27 protein-coding genes and 7 tRNA genes are annotated in these 21,569 nt (G+C 39.8%); 31 read left to right on the top strand and 3 right to left on the bottom strand.

Annotated elements, in window-relative coordinates:
* Positions 1 to 46: 46 nt before the first annotated feature.
* From ABN256_RS19270 to ABN256_RS17190, 10 genes are all read left to right on the top strand, one after another.
* Positions 47 to 214 (top strand): DUF7279 family protein, encoded by a 168-nt coding sequence (locus ABN256_RS19270; RefSeq protein ID WP_502929705.1) that lies wholly within the window; start codon positions 47 to 49, stop codon positions 212 to 214.
* A 25-nt stretch (positions 215 to 239) separates the two neighbouring features.
* On the top strand, positions 240 to 515 hold the full coding sequence (locus ABN256_RS17230) for a hypothetical protein (protein ID WP_071425887.1): 276 nt from the start codon (positions 240 to 242) through the stop codon (positions 513 to 515).
* A 29-nt stretch (positions 516 to 544) separates the two neighbouring features.
* Positions 545 to 829 carry a hypothetical protein gene (locus tag ABN256_RS17225; protein ID WP_349439819.1) on the top strand — a complete coding sequence of 95 codons (285 nt, stop codon included), beginning with the start codon at positions 545 to 547 and terminating at the stop codon, positions 827 to 829.
* A gap of 111 nt (positions 830 to 940) precedes the next feature.
* A complete protein-coding gene (locus ABN256_RS17220) occupies positions 941 to 1,366 on the top strand; it encodes a hypothetical protein (protein ID WP_349439818.1) in 426 nt (141 codons plus the stop codon).
* Positions 1,367 to 1,387: 21 nt separating this feature from the next.
* Positions 1,388 to 2,329, top strand: a complete 942-nt coding sequence (locus ABN256_RS17215) for a coiled-coil domain-containing protein (protein WP_349439817.1) — start codon at positions 1,388 to 1,390, stop codon at positions 2,327 to 2,329.
* A gap of 77 nt (positions 2,330 to 2,406) precedes the next feature.
* On the top strand, positions 2,407 to 2,589 hold the full coding sequence (kil, locus tag ABN256_RS17210) for a host cell division inhibitory peptide Kil (protein ID WP_349439816.1): 183 nt from the start codon (positions 2,407 to 2,409) through the stop codon (positions 2,587 to 2,589).
* A gap of 127 nt (positions 2,590 to 2,716) precedes the next feature.
* Positions 2,717 to 2,968, top strand: a complete 252-nt coding sequence (locus ABN256_RS17205; RefSeq protein ID WP_349439815.1) for a hypothetical protein — start codon at positions 2,717 to 2,719, stop codon at positions 2,966 to 2,968.
* Positions 2,965 to 3,849, top strand: a complete 885-nt coding sequence (locus tag ABN256_RS17200) for a RecT family recombinase (RefSeq protein WP_260798025.1) — start codon at positions 2,965 to 2,967, stop codon at positions 3,847 to 3,849. The genes ABN256_RS17205 and ABN256_RS17200 overlap by 4 nt, the downstream gene beginning before the upstream one ends.
* Positions 3,846 to 4,544, top strand: coding sequence for a lambda exonuclease family protein (locus tag ABN256_RS17195; protein ID WP_502929704.1), 699 nt, complete (start codon positions 3,846 to 3,848; stop codon positions 4,542 to 4,544). The genes ABN256_RS17200 and ABN256_RS17195 overlap by 4 nt, the downstream gene beginning before the upstream one ends.
* Entirely contained in the window at positions 4,534 to 4,971 is a 438-nt protein-coding gene (locus ABN256_RS17190; RefSeq protein WP_349439813.1) for a single-stranded DNA-binding protein, read from the top strand. Before ABN256_RS17195 ends, ABN256_RS17190 begins: the two co-directional genes overlap by 11 nt.
* Before the next feature lie 111 nt (positions 4,972 to 5,082).
* Here ABN256_RS17190 and ABN256_RS17185 read toward each other — a convergent pair whose 3' ends face one another.
* Positions 5,083 to 5,319: a hypothetical protein gene (locus ABN256_RS17185; RefSeq protein ID WP_195697210.1), complete on the bottom strand. Its 237-nt coding sequence runs from the start codon at positions 5,317 to 5,319 to the stop codon at positions 5,083 to 5,085.
* A gap of 124 nt (positions 5,320 to 5,443) precedes the next feature.
* Here ABN256_RS17185 and ABN256_RS17180 point away from each other — a divergent pair, with 124 nt between their 5' ends.
* From ABN256_RS17180 to ABN256_RS17150, 7 genes are all read left to right on the top strand, one after another.
* Positions 5,444 to 5,947: an ASCH domain-containing protein gene (locus tag ABN256_RS17180; protein ID WP_196738556.1), complete on the top strand. Its 504-nt coding sequence runs from the start codon at positions 5,444 to 5,446 to the stop codon at positions 5,945 to 5,947.
* Between the two features lie 55 nt (positions 5,948 to 6,002).
* Positions 6,003 to 6,305: a hypothetical protein gene (locus tag ABN256_RS17175; RefSeq protein ID WP_196738557.1), complete on the top strand. Its 303-nt coding sequence runs from the start codon at positions 6,003 to 6,005 to the stop codon at positions 6,303 to 6,305.
* 213 nt (positions 6,306 to 6,518) lie between these two features.
* A complete protein-coding gene (locus ABN256_RS17170) occupies positions 6,519 to 6,695 on the top strand; it encodes a hypothetical protein (protein WP_349439812.1) in 177 nt (58 codons plus the stop codon).
* Positions 6,688 to 6,879, top strand: a complete 192-nt coding sequence (locus tag ABN256_RS17165; RefSeq protein ID WP_349439811.1) for a hypothetical protein — start codon at positions 6,688 to 6,690, stop codon at positions 6,877 to 6,879. The genes ABN256_RS17170 and ABN256_RS17165 overlap by 8 nt, the downstream gene beginning before the upstream one ends.
* 5 nt (positions 6,880 to 6,884) lie before the next feature.
* Positions 6,885 to 7,430 carry a phage N-6-adenine-methyltransferase gene (locus ABN256_RS17160; protein ID WP_349439810.1) on the top strand — a complete coding sequence of 182 codons (546 nt, stop codon included), beginning with the start codon at positions 6,885 to 6,887 and terminating at the stop codon, positions 7,428 to 7,430.
* A gap of 432 nt (positions 7,431 to 7,862) precedes the next feature.
* On the top strand, positions 7,863 to 8,108 hold the full coding sequence (locus ABN256_RS17155) for an excisionase (protein ID WP_349439809.1): 246 nt from the start codon (positions 7,863 to 7,865) through the stop codon (positions 8,106 to 8,108).
* Positions 8,065 to 9,066 carry a tyrosine-type recombinase/integrase gene (locus tag ABN256_RS17150; RefSeq protein ID WP_196736556.1) on the top strand — a complete coding sequence of 334 codons (1,002 nt, stop codon included), beginning with the start codon at positions 8,065 to 8,067 and terminating at the stop codon, positions 9,064 to 9,066. The genes ABN256_RS17155 and ABN256_RS17150 overlap by 44 nt, the downstream gene beginning before the upstream one ends.
* Positions 9,067 to 9,293: 227 nt before the next feature.
* Here the strand turns inward: ABN256_RS17150 and nagE are convergent, their stop codons facing one another.
* On the bottom strand, positions 9,294 to 11,336 hold the full coding sequence (gene nagE / locus ABN256_RS17145) for an N-acetylglucosamine-specific PTS transporter subunit IIBC (RefSeq protein WP_196553433.1): 2,043 nt from the start codon (positions 11,334 to 11,336) through the stop codon (positions 9,294 to 9,296).
* A gap of 354 nt (positions 11,337 to 11,690) precedes the next feature.
* Between nagE and nagB the strand changes: the two genes are divergently transcribed.
* The 13 genes from nagB to fghA all read left to right on the top strand — a co-directional run bounded on the left by nagB (position 11,691) and on the right by fghA (position 18,682).
* A complete protein-coding gene (gene nagB / locus ABN256_RS17140; protein ID WP_196553434.1) occupies positions 11,691 to 12,497 on the top strand; it encodes a glucosamine-6-phosphate deaminase in 807 nt (268 codons plus the stop codon).
* A 124-nt stretch (positions 12,498 to 12,621) separates the two neighbouring features.
* Positions 12,622 to 13,785 (top strand): N-acetylglucosamine-6-phosphate deacetylase, encoded by a 1,164-nt coding sequence (nagA, locus tag ABN256_RS17135; protein ID WP_196553435.1) that lies wholly within the window; start codon positions 12,622 to 12,624, stop codon positions 13,783 to 13,785.
* A 9-nt stretch (positions 13,786 to 13,794) separates the two neighbouring features.
* Entirely contained in the window at positions 13,795 to 15,027 is a 1,233-nt protein-coding gene (gene nagC, locus ABN256_RS17130) for a DNA-binding transcriptional regulator NagC (RefSeq protein ID WP_082151829.1), read from the top strand.
* Between the two features lie 410 nt (positions 15,028 to 15,437).
* Positions 15,438 to 15,514 (top strand) — tRNA-Met (locus ABN256_RS17125).
* A gap of 8 nt (positions 15,515 to 15,522) precedes the next feature.
* Positions 15,523 to 15,607 (top strand) — tRNA-Leu (locus ABN256_RS17120).
* Between the two features lie 27 nt (positions 15,608 to 15,634).
* Positions 15,635 to 15,709: transfer RNA gene (locus ABN256_RS17115), tRNA-Gln, on the top strand.
* 41 nt (positions 15,710 to 15,750) lie between these two features.
* A tRNA-Gln gene (locus tag ABN256_RS17110) sits at positions 15,751 to 15,825 on the top strand.
* A 32-nt stretch (positions 15,826 to 15,857) separates the two neighbouring features.
* Positions 15,858 to 15,934: transfer RNA gene (locus ABN256_RS17105), tRNA-Met, on the top strand.
* 4 nt (positions 15,935 to 15,938) lie between these two features.
* A tRNA-Gln gene (locus tag ABN256_RS17100) sits at positions 15,939 to 16,013 on the top strand.
* 52 nt (positions 16,014 to 16,065) lie between these two features.
* Positions 16,066 to 16,150, top strand: a tRNA-Leu gene (locus ABN256_RS17095).
* Between the two features lie 239 nt (positions 16,151 to 16,389).
* Positions 16,390 to 16,665: a metal-sensing transcriptional repressor gene (locus ABN256_RS17090; RefSeq protein WP_036938507.1), complete on the top strand. Its 276-nt coding sequence runs from the start codon at positions 16,390 to 16,392 to the stop codon at positions 16,663 to 16,665.
* Between the two features lie 20 nt (positions 16,666 to 16,685).
* Positions 16,686 to 17,798, top strand: a complete 1,113-nt coding sequence (locus tag ABN256_RS17085) for an S-(hydroxymethyl)glutathione dehydrogenase/class III alcohol dehydrogenase (protein ID WP_196553436.1) — start codon at positions 16,686 to 16,688, stop codon at positions 17,796 to 17,798.
* Positions 17,799 to 17,851: 53 nt separating this feature from the next.
* Positions 17,852 to 18,682 carry an S-formylglutathione hydrolase gene (fghA, locus tag ABN256_RS17080; RefSeq protein WP_349439807.1) on the top strand — a complete coding sequence of 277 codons (831 nt, stop codon included), beginning with the start codon at positions 17,852 to 17,854 and terminating at the stop codon, positions 18,680 to 18,682.
* A gap of 53 nt (positions 18,683 to 18,735) precedes the next feature.
* On the opposite strand, the gene ubiF is transcribed toward fghA, so the two are convergent.
* Positions 18,736 to 19,923, bottom strand: a complete 1,188-nt coding sequence (ubiF, locus tag ABN256_RS17075; protein WP_196553438.1) for a 3-demethoxyubiquinol 3-hydroxylase — start codon at positions 19,921 to 19,923, stop codon at positions 18,736 to 18,738.
* A 205-nt stretch (positions 19,924 to 20,128) separates the two neighbouring features.
* Between ubiF and miaB the strand changes: the two genes are divergently transcribed.
* A complete protein-coding gene (gene miaB, locus ABN256_RS17070; RefSeq protein WP_072070231.1) occupies positions 20,129 to 21,559 on the top strand; it encodes a tRNA (N6-isopentenyl adenosine(37)-C2)-methylthiotransferase MiaB in 1,431 nt (476 codons plus the stop codon).
* Positions 21,560 to 21,569: the final 10 nt, after the last annotated feature.

The raw sequence follows: 21,569 nt of genomic DNA, 5'->3' as shown, positions 1-21,569 counted from the left end.
CAGTCCATTCTGTGGGCTGTGGTGAGTTGATTAATAGGAGTAATTCATGAGATTTGATATGGACATTGCTTATCACGAAAGCTGTATGGCTAGAACCAAAGATAGATGGACGATTGTATTTTCAAACTTTGATTATGGCGAGTGTTTCAGTTATGCAGTTAAACCAACAAGGCGCCAGATAAGAAAGGCAAGAAAGCAAATGCCATCTTGGTGAGTTGATTAATAGATAGGAGATAGAGATGGAAATATGGTTTAAGGAATTTGAGTCACATGGGCGTCAGATTTTAGTTAAGAAAGTCCATGAAATAGATGAGCAAAAAGTCGGAGTGCAGTATTGCTGGCCTGAGAAAATTTTCGATGTCGACTTTGGATTATGGATAGATTACGACGACGATGACGAGGAAAGCTTTGATAAAGCGGAAGAAGCACGCAACAAGCTATTCGACACCATCGATCAGGAAGCAGTAGATACCGCGGTGAGTAACTTAATTCAAAAACTCAAGCTTGATGATTAGCATCGTGCTTAGTTAATAACGGAGGGAGTATGACAATAGATGATTTCCACAATGAAAAGCTACCCATGCCGAAATTATTTAGAGTTGTTAGTGTTGAGCTTGGCGTACTGCGTAGCAAGCTTGGTAGTGGCTATGGCGTCATATTTGATTGCGATGAAACTGTGATAAGAAAAGTTCGCAGAGTTAAATCAAAAATAGGCTGGCACTGGCAGTTGGTCAGAGAGCATAAAGACCAAGAGACATGGGATTACTACATAGAGTCAGACAGGGAAAGCCTTAACAATATCAATTATGAATATGGACTGATGAAATAGTTTAGGAGGGTGTATGACAGCAATCGCAAAAGCCCTCGGTCAGCAGTAACCCACCACTTAATCATTCATATCGCTATTAATAGTGAGGAATACGCACATAAGGAATTAATTATGGGTAACTTCGGATATTGCGAAGGAGACACCTGTTTGCGTAATGGGTGCCAAGGAACCATAGAGCTACATCCAGTGAATAATTGTTCTTGCCATTTAAGTGCTCCTTGCAGTGCATGTACAGCACCTAGCGGATATTGCGATGAGTGCGGATGGGAAGAATCAGAAGATGAAATCATTAATGACTATGTTGTCAGTGCAGACAAAGCTACTGGAGCTTATCGTTCATGGGAGCCTAGAAAATTAGACCCTACAAAACTGGACTACCGTACAAAGCTCCACTCAAGTTGCTCAATGATTAAGGAAGGCGTTTATCCCGAGGGAATGGATAAAGAAGAGGTCAGGAAAGAAGTAGTTGGTACGTTTGGCGGTAGATTTGAACACTTTGGAAATGGAAAGTTTAAATACATAGCCTACACAGATTAACGCACATAAGGAACATAGGAAATGGCAAATGAATTAGTCGTAATTGAACAAGCAACGGCGCTCGATTTGTTTACGGCACCAGAAAAAGTAAATCAAATGCTAGAGCACATTAAGTCTCTTGCAGAAGAAGAGCGTAAAGAACTCGACAGTGATTTCTCAGTAGCTAAAAACCGAAAAGCTTTTGCATCTCTGGCGTACAAAGTTGCTCAAACAAAAACGTATATCGACAAGGAAGGTAAAGCAGTTGTCGATAAGTTAAAAGAGCTGCCCAAAAAAGTTGATGCTAGTCGTAAGTTATTTCGTGACGAACTAGATGCATTAAGCGCAGATATTCGCAAACCATTAACAGAGTGGGAAGAGAAAGAAAAGGCTCGTGAAGAAGCTGAAGCGCTTAAGGAGCAAATAGAAGTTGATCACGAAGAAGCTCTGCAAATGAACGAATTGTTTGATTTACGCAAAGCTGAAGAAGATCGCAAACGCATTGCTCGTGAAGAAGAAATGAAACGACAAGCTGCGGAACAGGCAAGACTTGAAGCTGAACGTAAAGCACAGCAAGAAATTGAAGCATTAGCTAAGCGAGAGCGTGAAGCTAAAGAAGCCGCCGAACGCGCAGAGCGTGAAAAGCAGGAAGCTATTCAACGTGCAGAACAAGCAGCAAAAGAAGCCAAGGAAAAGGCAGAGCGCGATGCTAAAGAAGCCAGGGAAAAGGCTGAACGTGAGAAGCAATTAGCTATCGAAGCCGAACGCAAGAAAGCGCAGGAAGCAGAGCAGGCGAGATTAGCAGAAGTTGAACGTAAGCGTCAGGAAGAAGCTAAACGTCAGGCTGATAAGGAACATCAGAAAGCAATTAACAATCAAGCCATGCAAGATTTAATTGATGCTGGCATTCCAGAAGAGTGCGCCAAGAATTGCATTATCGCTATCGCTAAAAACCTAGTATCAAACGTAAAAATTCACTACTAACCCACCGCACCAACACCAGATAACCACCCTATCGCTATCGAAAGATTAGCGCAGGTTTCGCACATCCAGAGGTAAGCATGAATATTGATAAATATAAATTACGTGTAGCCCAAAGCAAGGCTGGAATTGCTTTATTTCTCACGGACAAGGACGGATGGATCGAAGCAAACGAAACATTAAAAACAGCATATGGAGTACAGCATGAACGCAAAGCAGAAGCACGTAAAGCATCAGATATTCGCACTATTACGAGAGTCTGAACTAACTGATGATCAATTAGATGATTTGGTTTTCGAATGGAAAATGGGCATCAGCAAAGAAAAGACCCGCCTGATTCAAAACGAAATTAACACACGCAAGGAGCGCGCGTTTATCTAAGGGGGTTTTATGTTAACCAACACCTACGGACTCAGAAACGACTGGTATGAACGCCAAATGGAAAAACAGGCGTTTGTTAATTCTCAGGAAGAGAAAATGTCAGTTGATGAGGTTATGGATAACCTGCCAGAAGAACTACTGTGCATGGATTTAGCAAGGAAGTTAAATCCTGTATTTGAAATCAGCCCTCAGGCTCTGGATGCGGTTTTAAATGGAATTAAAACAGCGATTCAGATTGGTATAGATAAGGAGATATTGTGAGCACGTCAATTATTGAGTTTGTGCAACAACAAGAACCATTGTTTTGTAACGCACTAACAGATCAAACGATCACATGGGCTAAGGAAAGCCAGTTTGCAATCCAGGCGTTTCAACGAAATGACAGCCTAGCAAAAGTGGCAATGGAAAATCCTGCAAGTGCACAGAATGCAATTATTAATGTGGCTGCCATTGGAATTACATTAAACCCTGCAAGTAAGTTGGCGTACTTAGTTCCTCGTAATGGATTCGTATGTCTTGATATTAGCTATATGGGTCTCATGCACCTAGCTCAAGCCACTCAAGCTATCGAATGGGGTCAATGTAAATTAGTACATGAGAATGACGTTTATGAATCTAATGGTCTAGACACCCCGCCAACCCACAAATATAACGCATTCAGTGATAGAGGTGGTGTTATTGGTGGTTATTGCACAGTGAAAACGGCAAGTGGCGACTATCTCACGGAAGAGATGAGATTGGATGAGATAAAGGCTGTTGAGGCTACGAGCAAGTCAAGAAATGGCCCATGGAAAACATGGTGGGATGAGATGGCTCGTAAAACAATTGTGAAGAGAGCAAGCAAATACTGGCCTCGTCGTGAAAGATTAGATCAAGCCATTGATTATGTGAATACCGAGGCAGGTGAAGGAAATTATTTTGATGTTCCTGAAAGTAAAGCAAAGGACATAACGCCAGCAAGCGAGGATCAACTAAAAGCTATCACGGACTTGATGCTTAAAGTTAACGGCGAATGGAGTGACGCATTCTTCGCATTTATTAGTAAAAAATTCAACCATCAAATATCCCATCCAGAGCAATTAACCGCATTTGAAGCCAATACCATTATCGACATGCTAAGGAAAAAGGCAGAAGGAAAATGATTAGTAATGACATCATTCTAAGCAAAACAGGCATCGATTTAACCAAGATAGAGCAAGGAAGCGAAGAATGGATGTCTATCAGGCTTGGCGTAGTAACTGCCTCTGAGGCATGGAAAGTTATCTCTAAGCCAAGGTCAGGAACAAAATGGACAGACACAAAGAAAACATATTTAAACACCCTTATTGGTGAAGTCTGCACGGGAGTTTACAAGGAGGTATCAGCAAGGACGCTGGAATGGGGTAAAAACTACGAATTAGAAGCAAGGATGACATTCGAGTTTTACACCGGATTAACGGCAAAGGAAGTGCCAATAATATTCAAAGATGAGCAACTACGGATGGCTTGCTCACCAGATGGCATTTGCAGTGATGGCTCAGGATTGGAGCTTAAGTGCCCTAATAACACGGACGTATTTATAGACTTAGCATTGAATGGAATCGATGCAATGAAAAAGGAATATGTGGCTCAAGTTCAATATTCCATGTGGGTTACAGGTAAGGATATCTGGCACTTTGCAAATTTTGACCCACGAATGCCGGCAGGAAAAGAAATCGCATATTTCCCTGTTGATCGTGACGAAAAAATGATGAAAGAATTTGACGAGTTAGTACCTGAGTTCATTGAGGTGATGGATCAAGGATTAAACAAGTTAGGTATTCAATTTGGAAATCAATGGAGTGTGTATGGCAATTAACACAATAACGGCAAGTGGGAATTTAGGTAAAGATTGCGAACAACGATGGACGCCAAATGGTAAGGCGGTTGCATCTTTTAGTTTACCAGTGAAACAAGGTTACGGAGAACACGAAAAAGTATCCTGGGTTATCTGTAAGATATTTGGCTCTAAAGCTGAAAAGCTACCTCCGCATCTAACCAAGGGAATAAAGGTTACAGTTACTGGTGAATTCGTCATGGAGGAATGGACAAGCCAGAGTGGTGAGAAAAAATCAGCACCAGTAATTATCGTTAACCAATTAGATTTTGGCGGTAACGGCGGTAATCAGACAGGAAGCCAGAAACCACAAAACCAAGAATGGGGTCAACCTCAGCAACCGCAAGCACCGAAACAAGCACCACAAAATGAGCCACCGATGGACTTTGATGATGACATCCCATTTTAACCACCCTACCCGCTTAACCAAAGGATATAACCATGAAAGCTACGGACAGCTTAATTTAACTCGCAGGGATGCAATGAAGAGGAATGAACGCCGATCCTTGGCAGTTTGACTTTAAATAAAGCTGACCGCAAACATACCATAAGGTGCTCTAGTTACAGTGGCACTCTTATAAAAACCATTAGGCATCTTTATACGAAGCCTTAAATTTAGCTTAGTATGCTCACTGTAAATTGGTGGGAGTTCAGAGTTATCCTCCGCTCTAAACATTAAACTATTACTATTAGATTCAATAGCTATAAGTTTATATTCTTTACCAAACACCGTCATTTCATAATGATTATTACTCATATCCATTCTTCCTCATAAGTGGTTGAAAATCGATCATATCACCAATAATTAAATAAATAAACCTTTTAAAACATGGCTTTACAGATTACATGTTTTGCTCAAAAACATATCAATAGAGGTAATTATGAAAGACAGTATTAAATTCAACAATGCTATGTTATCGGCTGTCATGGATGGCAGAAAAACGCAGACGCGCAGACCAATTGAGCCACAGCCTAAAGTAACCGAGGAAGAGTTACGTAAGCTTAATGCATGGCAAGAGGGTTACACCTTATCCGAGCAAGTATGCGCAGCGTGGCGACACGGATTTATTGATGATGATTGCCCTTATGGACAAGCTGGCGACATCATCAACTTTGCAGACAAGGACGGTAATATCAAAGGGAAAATTGAAATTACTGATGTTTGGGTTCAGCAGATTCAGGAGATATCACAAGATGATGCACACGCTGAAGGATTTGAGCTTACTGGGTGGCGACCTACTTATAGTGACCCAGATAGCGGCGGCGAGCAATTTACACCATACGATAACTTCGCTGAGGCATGGATTGATATTTATGGTGCCGACGGATGGGGTAGCAAACCCTTTGTTTGGGTCATTGAATTTCGTAAAGTTGAGAGCGGGTAGCTATTTATTATAATGAATAGCATGTATGGTAACCTTTCTTAAAAGTGGAGGAGCTATGATTTACGAATATCTTCTTATAGACAAACGTGGCTCGGGTGAAAAATATGAGTCTTCAAATCTTGTTAGTGATATATTAAAAATTAGAGCCGATGCTACAAGGTTATCATCTAGCAACAAACCTGAAAATACAGGCGGGTCTCCTTATGATAAATACTACAAAGTATTTAAAATAAGCAACAATGACAAGGAATATTTGATAGGCATATCTGATAAAATTGATATAGATATAGACAAAGACAAAAAAGAAATACTATCTCTAATATTTGCTTATGGAATACATCCCATCAAAAATAAATAAACAATAAATCTTCACCCTGCACTAGCAGGGTTTTTTATACCTAAAATTTAAAGTAACAATTAATGCAAATAATCGGATATGTATTACTCATGCTAATACAGGGTTCTGCTGTGCCTGTAACGGAAGATATATATACGCAATCGGAATGCAATAAACGTGCTGAATATTTAATGTCAGTGATGAGTTTTGAAGTTATTTGTGGAGAGGTATGGAATGAAAGATAAGTATTATGCTGGCTTAGAAAATTACAAAGATTGTATTGAGATTGAACCTACAAAAAATGATTGTTTTATTTTAAACACTCCATCTTGGAATATGGATGTGACAAAACAAGACTTAATTGACATCAGAAATACTATTAACGAAATACTAGAGGCTGAAAATGAATAAATTAATAATTACCTCTGTTGCAATATTATTTTTATCTGGTTGCGATGAGCTAAAAGAAGGCTCTGCTATCGATATGTATCATGATGACCAAAGACATGTGACATGCTATGTGTATAAGTCAGGTTATGCAGGAGGTATTTCCTGTATCCCTGATGTTCAGCTACCTAATCATGATAAGAGATAGTAAGAATGAAGACTGATTATGGAGGTAGCCACACACCAAAGGAATTGCGTGACAGATGGCAAACTCCCCTACCTTTATTCACAGCATTGGACGCTGAATTTGGTTTCTATTTAGATGCTGCCGCCGATAAAAATAATGCTCTCTGCTCTCATTACCTCACCGAAAAAGACAACTCGTTAAATTGCGACTGGGAAAGTTACGGAGCGATATTCTTAAATCCTCCTTACAGTGAAATTCAGCCATGGGTAAATAAAGCTGCCGAGCAATGTAAAAAGCAATTACAGCCTGTTGTTATGTTAATTCCTGCTGATACTTCTGTAGGTTGGTTTAATTCTGCATTAGAAACAGTTGATGAAGTGAGACTAATTACAGGAGGAAGAATATCATTTATTAATGCAGGAACAAACAAACCCGTAAATGGAAATAATAAAGGCTCAATGCTTTTAATATGGCGACCATATATCAAACCACGAAAGATAATTAATACTGTCGATAGGGACGAATTAATTAATATCGGTAATAAAATATTAAATGAGTGGAGAATAGCATAGGTGAATTATGGAAATCAGAATTCATGGTGATGTTAATGATATAGAAAGGATGGCAATAAGTGCAGCCTTAAATATCCACGATAAAAGCAAGAAAGGATTTCGAATAAATCACAGAGTTAAAATTAAAAATACAATTTATAACGTTGAAATAGAAAATTGCCCTAACTCACTCAGAGTAATAATGAGAAATAAAAGGCAAAGACTATGAATGCACAGGCAATGGAAAACGCACGAAGGAAAATAGCAAAGGAATGCTTAATCGAACTCAGAAGCCACGGAATACCCAGCGACAAACTAACCACTCAGATCCTTGATAAATACACGCCGAAGTTTAAGTCATTAAATCACACAAAGTACAACACCAAAGATGTTATGTGCCAATACATCAGAAATCTGCAAAAGGAAGAGAAGAATAAATAGGAGAAACAATAAATGAAGCGAATAACATTATTAGAATGGAATAATAGATATTTTGTTAAACCAAAAACACCACGAACTTTATATAGATATATTAGTGAAGGAAGGCTATACCCTGCCCCGGAAAAGGTTGGCGGTAGTTATGAAATCGAACCTTGGGCAATTCTAACAAATGATAAGCTAGTAAAAGATCCGCAGTCTTTAATGGAGAGAATTAATGGGCAGAAACAGAAGTGCAAAGAACAAGGGGCTACCGCCTAACTTGTATTTGCGTAAAGGGATTTACTATTACAGGGATGTAAGAACTAAAAAGGAATTTTCTGTTGGCTCAAATAAATCATTAGCAATAACCGAAGCCATTCAAGCCAATTTAGCTATTTACAAACCAAAAGAGTCATTAGTTGACAGAATTAATAATATTCACTGTGTAACGTTGCATGAGTGGCTTGATACTTACAGGGGGAAAGTAAACAGCAGGGGGTTAAAAGAGAAGACGCTCTACGATTACGAATCAAGAATAAAGTTAATCAAATTACACTTTAATGACTGTCCAATTGAGAGTGTAACGCCAAGAGATGTAGCTACATTTATTTCAGAGTACCCAAAAAAGGCAATGGCAAAACTACTAAGATCCACCATGCTAGATGCCTTTAATGAAGCCATTGCTGATGGTGTGATAAAGGAAAATCCCGTATCAGTGACAAAGCCGCCAAAAACAAGTGTTCAGCGATCAAGGTTATCACTAGAAGAGTTTAAATACGCTTTAAAGCACACAAATGACAAATATAGGTATATGTTCCTATTGGCGATACTTACAGCTCAACGCATTAGCGATGTTATCAACATGAAATGGGATGATATAAAAAATGATAGGCTGTATGTCACCCAATTAAAAACAGGCTCTAAAGTAGCAATACCACTCTCATTAAGACTTGAGTCTATTGGTTATTCTATTAAAGATGTTTTAAATCTCATGAATAGGAGCTCAGATAAAATCTGTGGCAACACCACCGCAAAAACATTGAGAGGTAAATTTATCGAAGCGTTACCTAAACATATAGAAAATAAACCAACATTTCATGAAATTAGAAGTTTATCTGCAAGATTATATGAAGAAGAAAAAAGCGCTGAGTTTGCAAAGAAAATACTTGGACACAAATCTATGAGAATGACGGATAAATATCTTGATGATAGAGGTAATGGCTACGTTGAGTTGTGAGTTAATAGTGAGCAATAATGAGAATTGCCATTTATCATATTGATATTTAATATAAAAAAACACATCACACTATAATCCAATAAGCAGGTTTCATAAATACCTTAGCTAAATACACCCCTGAGATATTTATCAAAATAGAGATAAAAAAACGGGAAGTTTGAAAGACTCCCCGTTTTATCGTCTTATTTAACCATCTCTTTATAGAGGATTAAATATCTGTATAGAATTTATTTTAATACTTTGTAGATAACGGTTTTATTTCCAACCACTTCACCTGTAACTTGTTCAGCAATTTGATCAAAATCATCAACATTGCTTACAATCACAGGACTTATCATCGATTTAGCATTAGCGTTTAGATATTCAAGATCTAATTCTAAGATAGGTTGACCGACTTTAACGTCTGCTCCTTCTTCAACTAAACGCTTAAAGCCTTTACCGCCTAATGCAACCGTATCAATCCCCATATGAACGATGATTTCAACGCCATTATCGGTTTCAATACAAAATGCGTGGTTAGTATCAAAAATCTTAACAACCGAGCCTGTTGCAGGTGCCAATACAATATTAGAGGTTGGTTTAATCGCAAGCCCATCCCCTACAACACCACTTGAGAAAGCTTCATCCGGCACATCTTTTAATGCCACAACTTCACCATCAAAAGGCGCAATCATTTCAAGTAATACTTTTGCATTAGCATTAGCTTGTTTTACAGGTGTTTTTTCAGTAGATACGGTTGAAGCCGATGAGCCTTCATAAGCAGCAACTGGCCCCTGTGTTAATACATCACGCATTGCGTTAGCCACAAGCTCTGCACGTGTACCCACAATCACTTGAACACTTTGCTTGTTTAAGCGAATAACCCCTGATGCACCTAAGCGTTTTGCATAGCTATCATTAACAATGGTTGCATCTTTTACATTTAAACGTAAACGCGTAATACAAGCGTCGATACCCGTTAAGTTGTCAGAACCACCAATTGCAGCGATATATTGACGGGCTTCTTGCTGGATGCCTTCTTTGCTATTTGCAGGGGCTGTTGTGATATCTTCATCATAACCATCGGCAGTTTCATCACCAGATACTTCATCTTCACGACCTGGTGTTTTTAGGTTGAATTTCGTGATAGTGAAACGGAAAATACCGTAGTAAATGAAGAAGAACACAATACCTTGAACAATAAGCATGTACCAGTGTACAGCAAGTGGGTTACGTGAGGATAAGAACATATCCACTAAACCTGCACTAAAACCAAATCCTGAAATCCACTCCATACTTGCAGCGATATAAACAGAAATTGCCATTAAGAATGCGTGAATAACATAAAGCACTGGTGCAACAAACATAAATGAGAATTCAAGCGGTTCTGTGATACCAGTGAAGAATGCAGCAAATGCACCCGCCATCATAATACCAGCAACTTTTGCTTTATTTTCTTTACGTGCACAGTGATAAATCGCCAGTGCAGCACCTGGCAAACCAAACATCATTACAGGGAAGAAACCAGCTTGGTAACGACCCGTTATACCCACTGTCGCTAAGCCTGCATCAATAGATTTCTGACCAGCAAGGAAATTAGGAATATCATTGATACCGGCAACGTCAAACCAGAATACAGAGTTCAATGCGTGGTGTAGACCAACAGGAATTAATAAACGGTTAAAGAATGCGTAAATACCAGCACCCAATGCCCCCATATCTTTAATACTTTCACCGAAGCTCACTAATCCGCCATAAATAACAGGCCAGATATACATCAAAATAAAGGCAACGATGATCATGAGGAATGACGCTAAAATAGGAACTAAACGTCGACCACTAAAGAAAGAGAGTGCGAGAGGCAATTCAACTTGGCTAAAACGGTTATAAAGTTCCGCTGAAAGCACACCCACTAAAATCCCCACAAATTGGTTCTCTATTTTACCAAATGCGGCTGGTACTTCCTCTAATGGGATACCTTTGATCATAGAAACGGCCGCTGGCGAACAAAGTGTGGTTACGACTAAAAACCCGACAAATCCAGTTAATGCTGCTGCACCATCTTTGTCTTTCGACATACCATAAGCAACACCTATAGCAAACAAAACTGACATATTATCGATGATTGCGGAGCCTGATTTAATCAGTAAGGCTGCAAGCGCGTTATCGCTACCCCAGCCTACTGGATCAATCCAGTAGCCAATCCCCATCAGAATTGCAGCTGCAGGTAATGTAGCAACAGGCACCATTAGTGCCCGTCCTATCTTCTGCAGATAACTTAAAATATTCACAAACTCCCCCTTGGATAGCCCCTATACGGGATCTTATTCATACTCATTCATATTTTATAAAAAAATTGATGAGCTAATTATTTAATTCCATTTTCAGTCTAAAAAAATTATTTCGTATCGCAAATTAATTAGTCATAATTTGTGATTGAAGTCACCAATATCGTATATTTTTTAGCTGAAATGCTGGCTAAGTCAGAAAGCTTATTTTATGATTAAAAATATCTTTTGGCGGGACAATTGGGTCATCGACTAAAAATGAAAAGAAATTCGTGTTATAGATGAGCCACTGATAATCACACAATGAAATAACATGTTCCTGAATTATCAGATTTGTCTTTTTTCTATGAGGTTACTATGAGGTTAATCCCCCTATCCACGGCAAAACAAGTTGGTAAGTGGTCTGCAAATTACATCGTTGAAAAGATCAACGAATTTAATCCAACCGCAGATCGCCCTTTCGTGCTTGGTTTACCAACTGGTGGCACGCCATTGGCGACATATAAAGAGTTAATTGAATTACACCGAGCTGGAAAAATCAGTTTTCAACACGTTGTGACATTCAATATGGATGAATATGTTGGTATTCCATCAGATCATTCACAAAGTTATCGTACATTTATGTATGAAAACTTCTTTAATCATATTGATATTAAAGATGAAAATATCAATTTATTAAACGGCAATGCAGAAGATCCACAAGCAGAATGTGCACGTTATGAGGCTAAAATAAAGTCTTATGGCAAAATCAATCTGTTTATGGGGGGCGTTGGTAATGACGGTCACATTGCTTTTAATGAACCTGCGTCATCACTCTCTTCACGCACTCGCATGAAAACACTCACCGAAGACACCCGTTTAGCGAATTCACGTTTCTTCGACAATAATGTAAATCATGTTCCTAAATACGCACTGACAGTTGGTGTGGGTACTTTATTAGATGCTGAAGAGTTAATGATTTTGGCAACAGGCTTTAATAAAGCACAGGCTGTACATGCTGCCACAGAAGGTGCTGTTAACCATTTATGGACAATTTCCTGTGTCCAGCTTCATCCGAAAGCAATTATAGTGTGTGATGATCCTGCCACAATGGAATTACGCGTTAAAACATTGCGTTATTTCCAACAGATTGAAGCGCAAGAGTGTCAAAAATACCAAGACTAAGTTTAGTAAAATAAGTACCTACTGATTAAGTAGTGGAAAAGGCTAAGCTCTCTTACTTATCAGCCAGAATTTACTGGCTGATATCGGCTTTTTAGATTAACTTCCCTTATCAGGAGACAAAGGTATGTTTGCCTTAACAAATGCTGTTATTTATACAGGTTACGACCGTTTAGAAAATCACGCCATTATTATTAACGGCTCCCGTATTGAGCAGGTTTGTCCACAGGATCAACTGCCAAAAGATATCTCTGTTCGTGATATGAAAGGTGCAATTGTTTCTCCTGGTTTTATCGATTTACAAGTTAATGGTTGTGGTGGCGTGCAATTTAATGACATACCAGAAAATGTCACCATTGAAACGCTAGAAATCATGCAAAAAGCAAATGAGCGTTTAGGCTGTACCAGTTATTTACCAACACTAATTACCTGTTCTGATGAATTGATGAAAATAGGCATCGAAGCAACTCGCGCCTATATGAAAAAACATAAAAATAAAGTACTGGGATTACATTTAGAAGGCCCTTACATCAATGTGATTAAAAAAGGAACGCATGATCCGCAATTTATTCGTCAACCAAGTGCTCAGATGATTGACTATTTGTGCGATAATGCTGATGTCATCGCAAAAATCACCCTTGCACCAGAAATGGTTGATGAAAAGTATGTTCGTCAATTAATCAAAGCAGGTATCATTGTCTCGGCAGGCCATTCCAATTCGACTTATGAAGAAGCACGTAAAGGGTTCCGTAATGGAATTTCATTATCGACCCATCTTTATAATGCAATGCCTTATATTACAGGCAGAGGCCCTGGCCTTGTTGGCGCTATTTATGATACACCAGAGGTTTATGCAGGTATTATTGCTGATGGTATGCATGTTTCATGGGCTAATATTCGCAATAGTAAGCGTTTAAAAGGCGATAAATTACTTTTAGTCACAGATGCAACTGCGCCTGCGGGGCTTGATCCTAATAAAAATGAGATGGATAGCTTCGTTTTTGCAGGAAAAACCATATATTATCGTAATGGATTGTGTGTCGATGCTGATGGCACATTAAGTGGATCATCACTTACCATGATTGGCGCGATTAAAAATAGCGTGATCCATGTAGGTATTCCATTAGATGAAACATTACGAATGGCTACACTTTATCCCGCTCGTGCGATTGGGGTAGAAAAAGAACTCGGTACAATTGAAGCTGGAAAAATTGCTAATCTTGCTTCTTTTGACAAGGACTTCAACCTTTGTACAACATTTGTCAATGGTATTGAAATAACTGATAACTAATGGATGTCTATGCTGATGAGTCATAACAACACTGAAACGCAAATTGGCAATATCGATCTTGTTAAACAACTTAACAGTGCGATTGTGTATCGACTGATTGATCAACACGGGCCCATTTCCCGTATCCAAATAGCCGAACAAAGCCAGTTAGCACCGGCCAGTGTGACTAAAATTACTCGTCAGTTGCTTGAACGTGGGCTGATTAAAGAAGTTGACCAACAAGCATCAACAGGTGGACGCCGTGCTATTTCCATCATTGTTGAACACCGTAATTTTAATACCGTCAGTGTGCGGCTAGGGCGCAATGATGCGACTGTCGCACTCTATGATCTGAGTGGTAAGGTCATTATTGAGCAACACTATCCCATAGAACAAAGCACACAAAATGAAGTTGAGACTCTGCTTATTAACGCAATTGATGATTTTATTAAACAAAATCAACGTCGTATTCGTGAGCTTATTTCAATTTCCGTGATCTTACCCGGCCTTGTTGATCCCAATAAAGGCGTTGTTCGCTATATGCCTCATATGAAAGTGGATAATTGGGCTTTAGTAAACAGTCTTGAAAAACGCTTTAGCCTTCCATGTTATGCTGGTCATGATATTCGAAGCCTCGCATTAGCTGAAAACTATTTTGGTGCCACAAGAGATTGTGAAGATTCGCTATTAGTGCGAATTCACCGCGGTGCGGGTGCAGGGGTTATTATTAATAATAAAATTCTCCTCAATCAGCGCGGTAACCTTGGGGAAATTGGCCATATTCAAATAGACCCTCTGGGTGAGCGTTGTCATTGTGGTAATTTTGGCTGTTTAGAAACAATTGCATCAAATACGGCAATTGAAGCCAAAGTGCGCTATCAACTAGAGCAAGGCTACCCAAGCCAATATTTATCATCGACACAGTGTCAAATCCAAGATATCTGTCATGCTGCGGTTAAAAATGATCCATTAGCGGTGGAAACAATTAAACAGGTTGGCCTACATTTGGGTAAAGCCATTGCGATCGCAATTAACTTATTTAACCCACAAAAAGTTGTCTTAGCGGGAGAATTAACCGAAGCTGCTGAAATTTTGCTACCGTCCATTCAAAGTTGTATTAATACGCAAGTATTAAAAGAATTTAGAGAAGAACTTCCTGTGGTCACATCAGAGCTTGATCATCGTTCTGCAATAGGGGCTTTTGCATTAACTAAACGAGCAATGCTTAACGGAGAATTGCTTCAACAGCTATTAGAAAAGTAAGTTATTGCTGATAAATTATACTTTTTGAGTTAAATAAATACTTTTTCTTAGTTAAATAGGAAAATGGTCTAAAATTCAAACAGTAATAGACTAAGAAAAAGAAATGTTGCATGATTTTTTCACTACATTTCTTTTTTTATGCCTTTTTGTCCCTACATTTTAATGATATTTATTCACCTCTCTCTTCTTACTGCTTTGTTTTTTCTTTTTATTCACACTTTACACTCTCTTCTTTTTGAGTATATTTTTTATCAATAAGGTTGTTTTTTGGATCTTTTTTCGACAAAATGATTAACCATCGAGCAAACGGACACGTTTCTCGAAAATTAATGCAAAAAGCAGTTGACGGATTTGTCTGTAATACGCATAATGCGCCCCGCAACGCCGACGAAGGTTATGCAAAAAAAGATGGCTATGTAGCTCAGCTGGTTAGAGCACAACACTCATAATGTTGGGGTCACAGGTTCGAATCCCGTCATAGCCACCATCTTTTTTGCGGGAGTGGCGAAATTGGTAGACGCACCAGATTTAGGTTCTGGCGCCGCAAGGTGTGCGAGTTCAAGTCTCGCCTCCCGCACCATTTTAACCTCGTCAAGAATTTATCAGTTGGGATATCGCCAAGCGGTAAGGCACCAGGTTTTGATCCTGGCATTCCCAGGTTCGAATCCTGGTATCCCAGCCATATTTCTGATAAATAAGTGTGTTGACAATTGAATTAGCGGATGGGGTATCGCCAAGCGGTAAGGCACCAGGTTTTGATCCTGGCATTCCCAGGTTCGAATCCTGGTACCCCAGCCATCTTTCAAAAGAAAGATAGCTAGATTCAATAAGGCTATGTAGCTCAGCTGGTTAGAGCACAACACTCATAATGTTGGGGTCACAGGTTCGAATCCCGTCATAGCCACCATTTTTGGGATATCGCCAAGCGGTAAGGCACCAGGTTTTGATCCTGGCATTCCCAGGTTCGAATCCTGGTATCCCAGCCATATTTTGAAAGAGAGACTCGCAGAGCGAGTCTTTTTTTCTGAAAAGTTGTATGCGGGAGTGGCGAAATTGGTAGACGCACCAGATTTAGGTTCTGGCGCCGCAAGGTGTGCGAGTTCAAGTCTCGCCTCCCGCACCATTGATTACTAACGTGTTTATCACGAAATCAACGATTAAGACTCGCAATAGCGAGTCTTTTTTGTTTCTGCGCTTCCATTTCCCCCCAAACACTACTTCTACCCTTTGTACTTCTTTTTACTTTCTTGCATTCAAAACGATTTTTTAATTCCATTTTTATTTTTCCAAGCTTTTTTGATCTCTCTGTACATACATTCACTCAAATACTATACTCCCCTATAGTATATTTAAGGATTATGTATGCCACACTCACCAGCAGAAAAAAAAGCCGCGTTAACTCGCGTAAGAAAAATAAAAGGGCAACTTCTTGCTTTAGAAACAGCCCTTGAAAATGAAAATGAATGCGGTCAGGTATTACAACAAATTGCTGCCATTCGAGGCGCTATCAATGGCCTAATGGCAGGTGTACTCGAAAGTCATTTACGTGAAGGTCTTATGGATGCTGTCGCTTCTCCTGAAGATCAAAAAAATTCCGTTGATGATGCCATTTCACTTATCCGCACTTACCTGCGTTAATAACAAAAAAAGGATACACCATGAAATCTCGTGCTGCGGTCGCATTTGGACCTGGAGAGCCTTTAAAAATTGTTGAAGTTGATGTTATGCCACCAAAAGCCGGCGAAGTGCTTATTAAAATTAGCCACACTGGCGTTTGCCATACAGATGCCTTTACGCTCTCAGGTGATGATCCTGAAGGTGTCTTCCCTGCTATTCTGGGCCATGAAGGCGCAGGTGTTGTTGTTGAAGTAGGTGAAGGCGTCACTAGCGTAAAACCTGGCGATCATGTTATTCCACTGTACACAGCAGAATGCGGTGAATGTCTATTTTGTAAATCAGGTAAAACAAACTTATGTGTTGCAGTCAGAGCAACGCAAGGGAAAGGCTTAATGCCCGATGGCACCACACGCTTTTCCTATAATGGACAGCCTATTTATCACTACATGGGATGTTCTACCTTTAGCGAATACAGCGTTGTTGCTGAAGTTTCATTAGCAAAAATTAATCCTGAAGCTAATCACGAAGAAGTCTGTTTATTAGGATGTGGCGTCACAACCGGTATTGGTGCTGTTCACAATACGGCAAAAGTACAAGAAGGTGATTCAGTCGCTGTCTTTGGTTTGGGTGGTATTGGCCTTGCTGTTCTGCAAGGTGCAAGACAAGCCAAAGCGGGCCGTATTTTTGCCATTGATACTAATCCTGAGAAATTTGAATTGGCACGTCAATTTGGTGCGACAGATTGTCTAAATCCTAATGATTACGATAAACCTATCCAGCAAGTTCTTGTCGAAATGACCCAATGGGGTGTTGATCATACTTTTGAATGTATTGGGAACGTCAATGTGATGAGAGCCGCATTAGAAAGTGCGCATCGTGGTTGGGGGCAATCAGTCATCATTGGTGTGGCTGGCGCTGGGCAAGAGATCTCAACACGTCCTTTCCAATTGGTTACGGGTCGTTCGTGGAAAGGTACTGCTTTTGGGGGGGTAAAAGGCCGTAGTCAATTACCCGGTATGGTTGAAGATGCAATGAAAGGTAATATCGAACTTAAACCTTTTGTTACCCATAAACTTCCATTAGAAAAAATTAATGAAGCTTTTGATTTAATGCACGAAGGTAAATCAATCCGAACTGTTATTCATTTCGATTAATCATCCACAAGCCTATGCCTCATAGGTTTGTCTTTGTTTTTAAAGGAGTCAAAATGGAAAGGATTGAACATCATGCCTGTTTTGGTGGCTGGCAAGAAGTTTATCAGCATACATCAAAGGTATTAAATTGTGAGATGAAATTTGCCATCTATCTTCCTCCTATGGAAGAAGGGCAAAAATACCCTGTTTTATATTGGTTATCAGGCTTAACTTGTAACGAACAAAATTTTATTACCAAAGCTGGTGCTCAACAATTCGCGGCACAACATAGCATTATTTTAGTTGTACCAGATACCAGTCCCCGTGGTGAAAATGTCGCTGATGATAGTGCTTATGATTTAGGTCAAGGTGCTGGATTCTATTTAAACGCAACACAATCGCCATGGAATGCGCATTATCACATGTATGACTATATTGTTGATGAGCTGCCGACACTGATTGAAACACACTTTCCTGTCACGGATAAGCGCGCAATTAGCGGGCATTCAATGGGAGGGCATGGTGCATTAACCATTGCATTGCGAAATTCGGCACGCTATAGCAGCGTATCGGCATTTTCTCCTATAGTGGCACCATCTATAGTTCCTTGGGGTAAAAAGGCGTTTAATGCGTACTTAGGAGAGGATACTAAGCAATGGGAACAGTATGATGCGATTGCTTTACTTAATAACGCAGAACATACCTTACCCATGCGTGTTGATGTAGGATCGGGCGATCCCTTCTATCAAGAGCAACTTAAGCCTGAATTATTTGCGCAAGTTTGTGACAAAAAACATTTCCCTTATCAATTGAATTTACATCAAGGGTACGATCACAGTTACTATTTTGTGGAGAGTTTTATTGGCGAACATATTGCCTTTCATGCTAAGCACTTAAACACTTAGCAATAATGCGGTGATCTCTTTGGGGAGATCATCGCATTACTTTATTACTTAAATTACTTAATGCCTAAAGCATAACGTAGCGCCGCTTCTTTAGCCTTACCTGCATGTTGAGCTGCTAAAAGACCGATATTTCTAATGACTTTTAACCCCGGTAATTGGTGACTAAAGGCATGATAAAAAACATCCATTCCCGCTTGCATCACTAAGTTATCAGGCATACGTCGGCGCTGATATTTTTTCAATAACACCATTGAATCCCAAGGCTCATAATGCTTTTTAGCTTCAGCCACTAAGTCTAAGAAACAATCTACATCACGATAACCTAAATTGACGCCCTGCCCCGCTAAAGGATTGATGGTATGAGCCGCATCTCCCAACAAAATAATCCCTTTATCAACGTAACGGCTTGCATGTTGACGCGTTAATGGGAATGATCCCGCAGCAATAGGCGTTGCTTTACCTAATCGCTCAGGAAAAGCATGTTGAATTTCTTTTTCTAACTGCATCATCGACATGTTTTGCAGTTTTCTAATTCTGTCCGGCGAGTCATACCAAACCAAACAAGCCCAGTTATCAAAAAGTGGTAAATAAGCCCGAGGCCCAGAAGGATAAAACCGTTGCCATGTTCCCTTTTCTGGTGGTAATTCTGTTTTTACTGTAATCAACATACAAGATTGGCGATATTGCCAGCCATTGCTACCAATACCAGCAAATTGGCGTACTTGAGAATTCGCACCATCCGCACCTACCACTAAATTTGTGGTCACTTCACTGCCATCAGTAAGTGTTACTTTCCACTTATCATCTAAATAGGTCATTTTACTTAGACTGTTTGGGCATAATAAAGTGATATTGCTATAACGTTCAGCTTCTTGCCAAAGTGCTAATTGCAAAATACGGTTTTCAACCATATACCCCAATTCGGGCAACCCTAAGCTTTTTGCATCAAAAATAACATGAGCATTTTCTTCTTCCCATGTTTCAAGAGTAAGATAAGGCGCAGAACGCATAGCCAAAACATGTTGCCATGCACCTAGTTGTTTTAATAGACTAACGGACGCACAGCTAATCGCAGAAATACGGATATCAGGATGAGATGACGCATCAAAAGGTGCTGGAGACTGTCGTTCAATCATTGCGACACGCAATCCTTCTTGCGCCAGTCCAATTGCAACAGCAGCGCCAATCATCCCGCCACCCGCGATGATTGCATCAAAATCGTTTTTTACATTACTCATCATTGTTATGCCATAACTCATTACTTTAAATAATAGGTAAGCGCTGTTTCAGTTTATTTTGATTAAACTAAACGCCATAAAGAATTAGCGCCGACTTACTCTAGTCACTGACCACACAAATGACTACAATAACCGCCTTATTGGCTTATTACACGCAACGTTTTCCAGTGATTAGCTATTGTCTCACTGAAAATACCGGATTTACACAATGTCGACGATAAAAAAACTGTACATTAAAACTTGGGGCTGTCAGATGAATGAGTACGATTCATCCAAAATGGCAGACCTACTCGAAAGCACCCACGGTTATCAGTTAACCGATGTCGCCGAAGATGCGGACATTCTACTGCTAAATACCTGTTCTATCCGTGAGAAAGCACAAGAAAAAGTCTTTCATCAGTTAGGACGTTGGAAATATTTTAAAGATAATAAACCCGATATTATCATTGGCGTCGGCGGTTGTGTTGCCTCTCAAGAAGGTGAATACATTCGTCAACGTGCGCAGTGTGTCGATATTATCTTCGGACCACAAACCTTACACCGCTTACCTGAAATGATTAATCAGGTTAAAGGCACTAAAAGCCCAGTTGTTGATATCAGTTTCCCTGAAATCGAAAAATTTGACCGTCTGCCAGAACCTCGTGCAGAAGGCCCTTCTGCTTTCGTTTCCATCATGGAAGGCTGTAATAAATACTGCTCTTTCTGCGTTGTACCCTACACTCGAGGTGAAGAAGTCAGTCGCCCTTGTGATGATGTGTTATTTGAAATCGCACAATTAGCCGCTCAAGGTGTACGCGAAGTTAACCTATTAGGTCAAAACGTGAATGCCTATCGTGGAGCAACCTTTGATGGGCAAATTTGCAGTTTTGCGGAGTTAATCCGCTTAGTTGCCGCGATTGATGGTATTGACCGCGTTCGCTTTACAACTAGTCATCCAATAGAATTTACTGATGATATCGTTGCCGTTTATGAAGATACACCAGAGTTAGTCAGCTATTTGCATTTGCCAGTACAAAGTGGTTCTGACCGCATTCTAACATTAATGAAGCGTAACCATACGGCACTTGAATATAAAAGCATCATTCGCAAATTACGCAAAGCGCGTCCTGGTATTCTGATCAGCTCAGATTTTATCATCGGTTTCCCTGGTGAAACACAAGACGACTTTGAAAAAACGATGCAATTAATTGCAGATGTAAATTTTGATATGAGCTTTAGTTTTATCTATTCTGCACGTCCTGGTACTCCAGCCGCTGATTTACCTGATGACGTTAGCGAAGATGAAAAGAAACAGCGTTTATATCTGCTACAACAACGTATCAATCAACAAGCTATGAACTTTAGCCGAGCCATGCTAAACAGTGTACAGCGTATTCTTGTTGAAGGTCCTTCACGTAAAAATGTGATGGAGCTTTCTGGTCGTACTGAAACTAACCGTGTGGTTAACTTTGAAGGTACACCCGATATGATTGGTAAGTTCGTTGATGTTGAGATTGTGGACGTTTATGCCAACTCCCTACGTGGTAAAGTGGTTAGAACGGAAGATCAAATGGATTTACGTATCCATGAATCACCAGAATCCGTCATTGCACGTACTCGCAAAGAAGATGAATTAGGGGTAGGTGTTTACCAACCTTAATTAATCAGAT

Origin of the sequence: Proteus sp. fly-1008 (assembly GCF_040140305.1) — a bacterium.
GTDB lineage: Bacteria > Pseudomonadota > Gammaproteobacteria > Enterobacterales > Enterobacteriaceae > Proteus > Proteus vulgaris_B.
The sequence above is the reverse complement of the archived record's forward strand: the minus strand, read 5'-3'. Positions and strand labels throughout refer to the sequence as shown.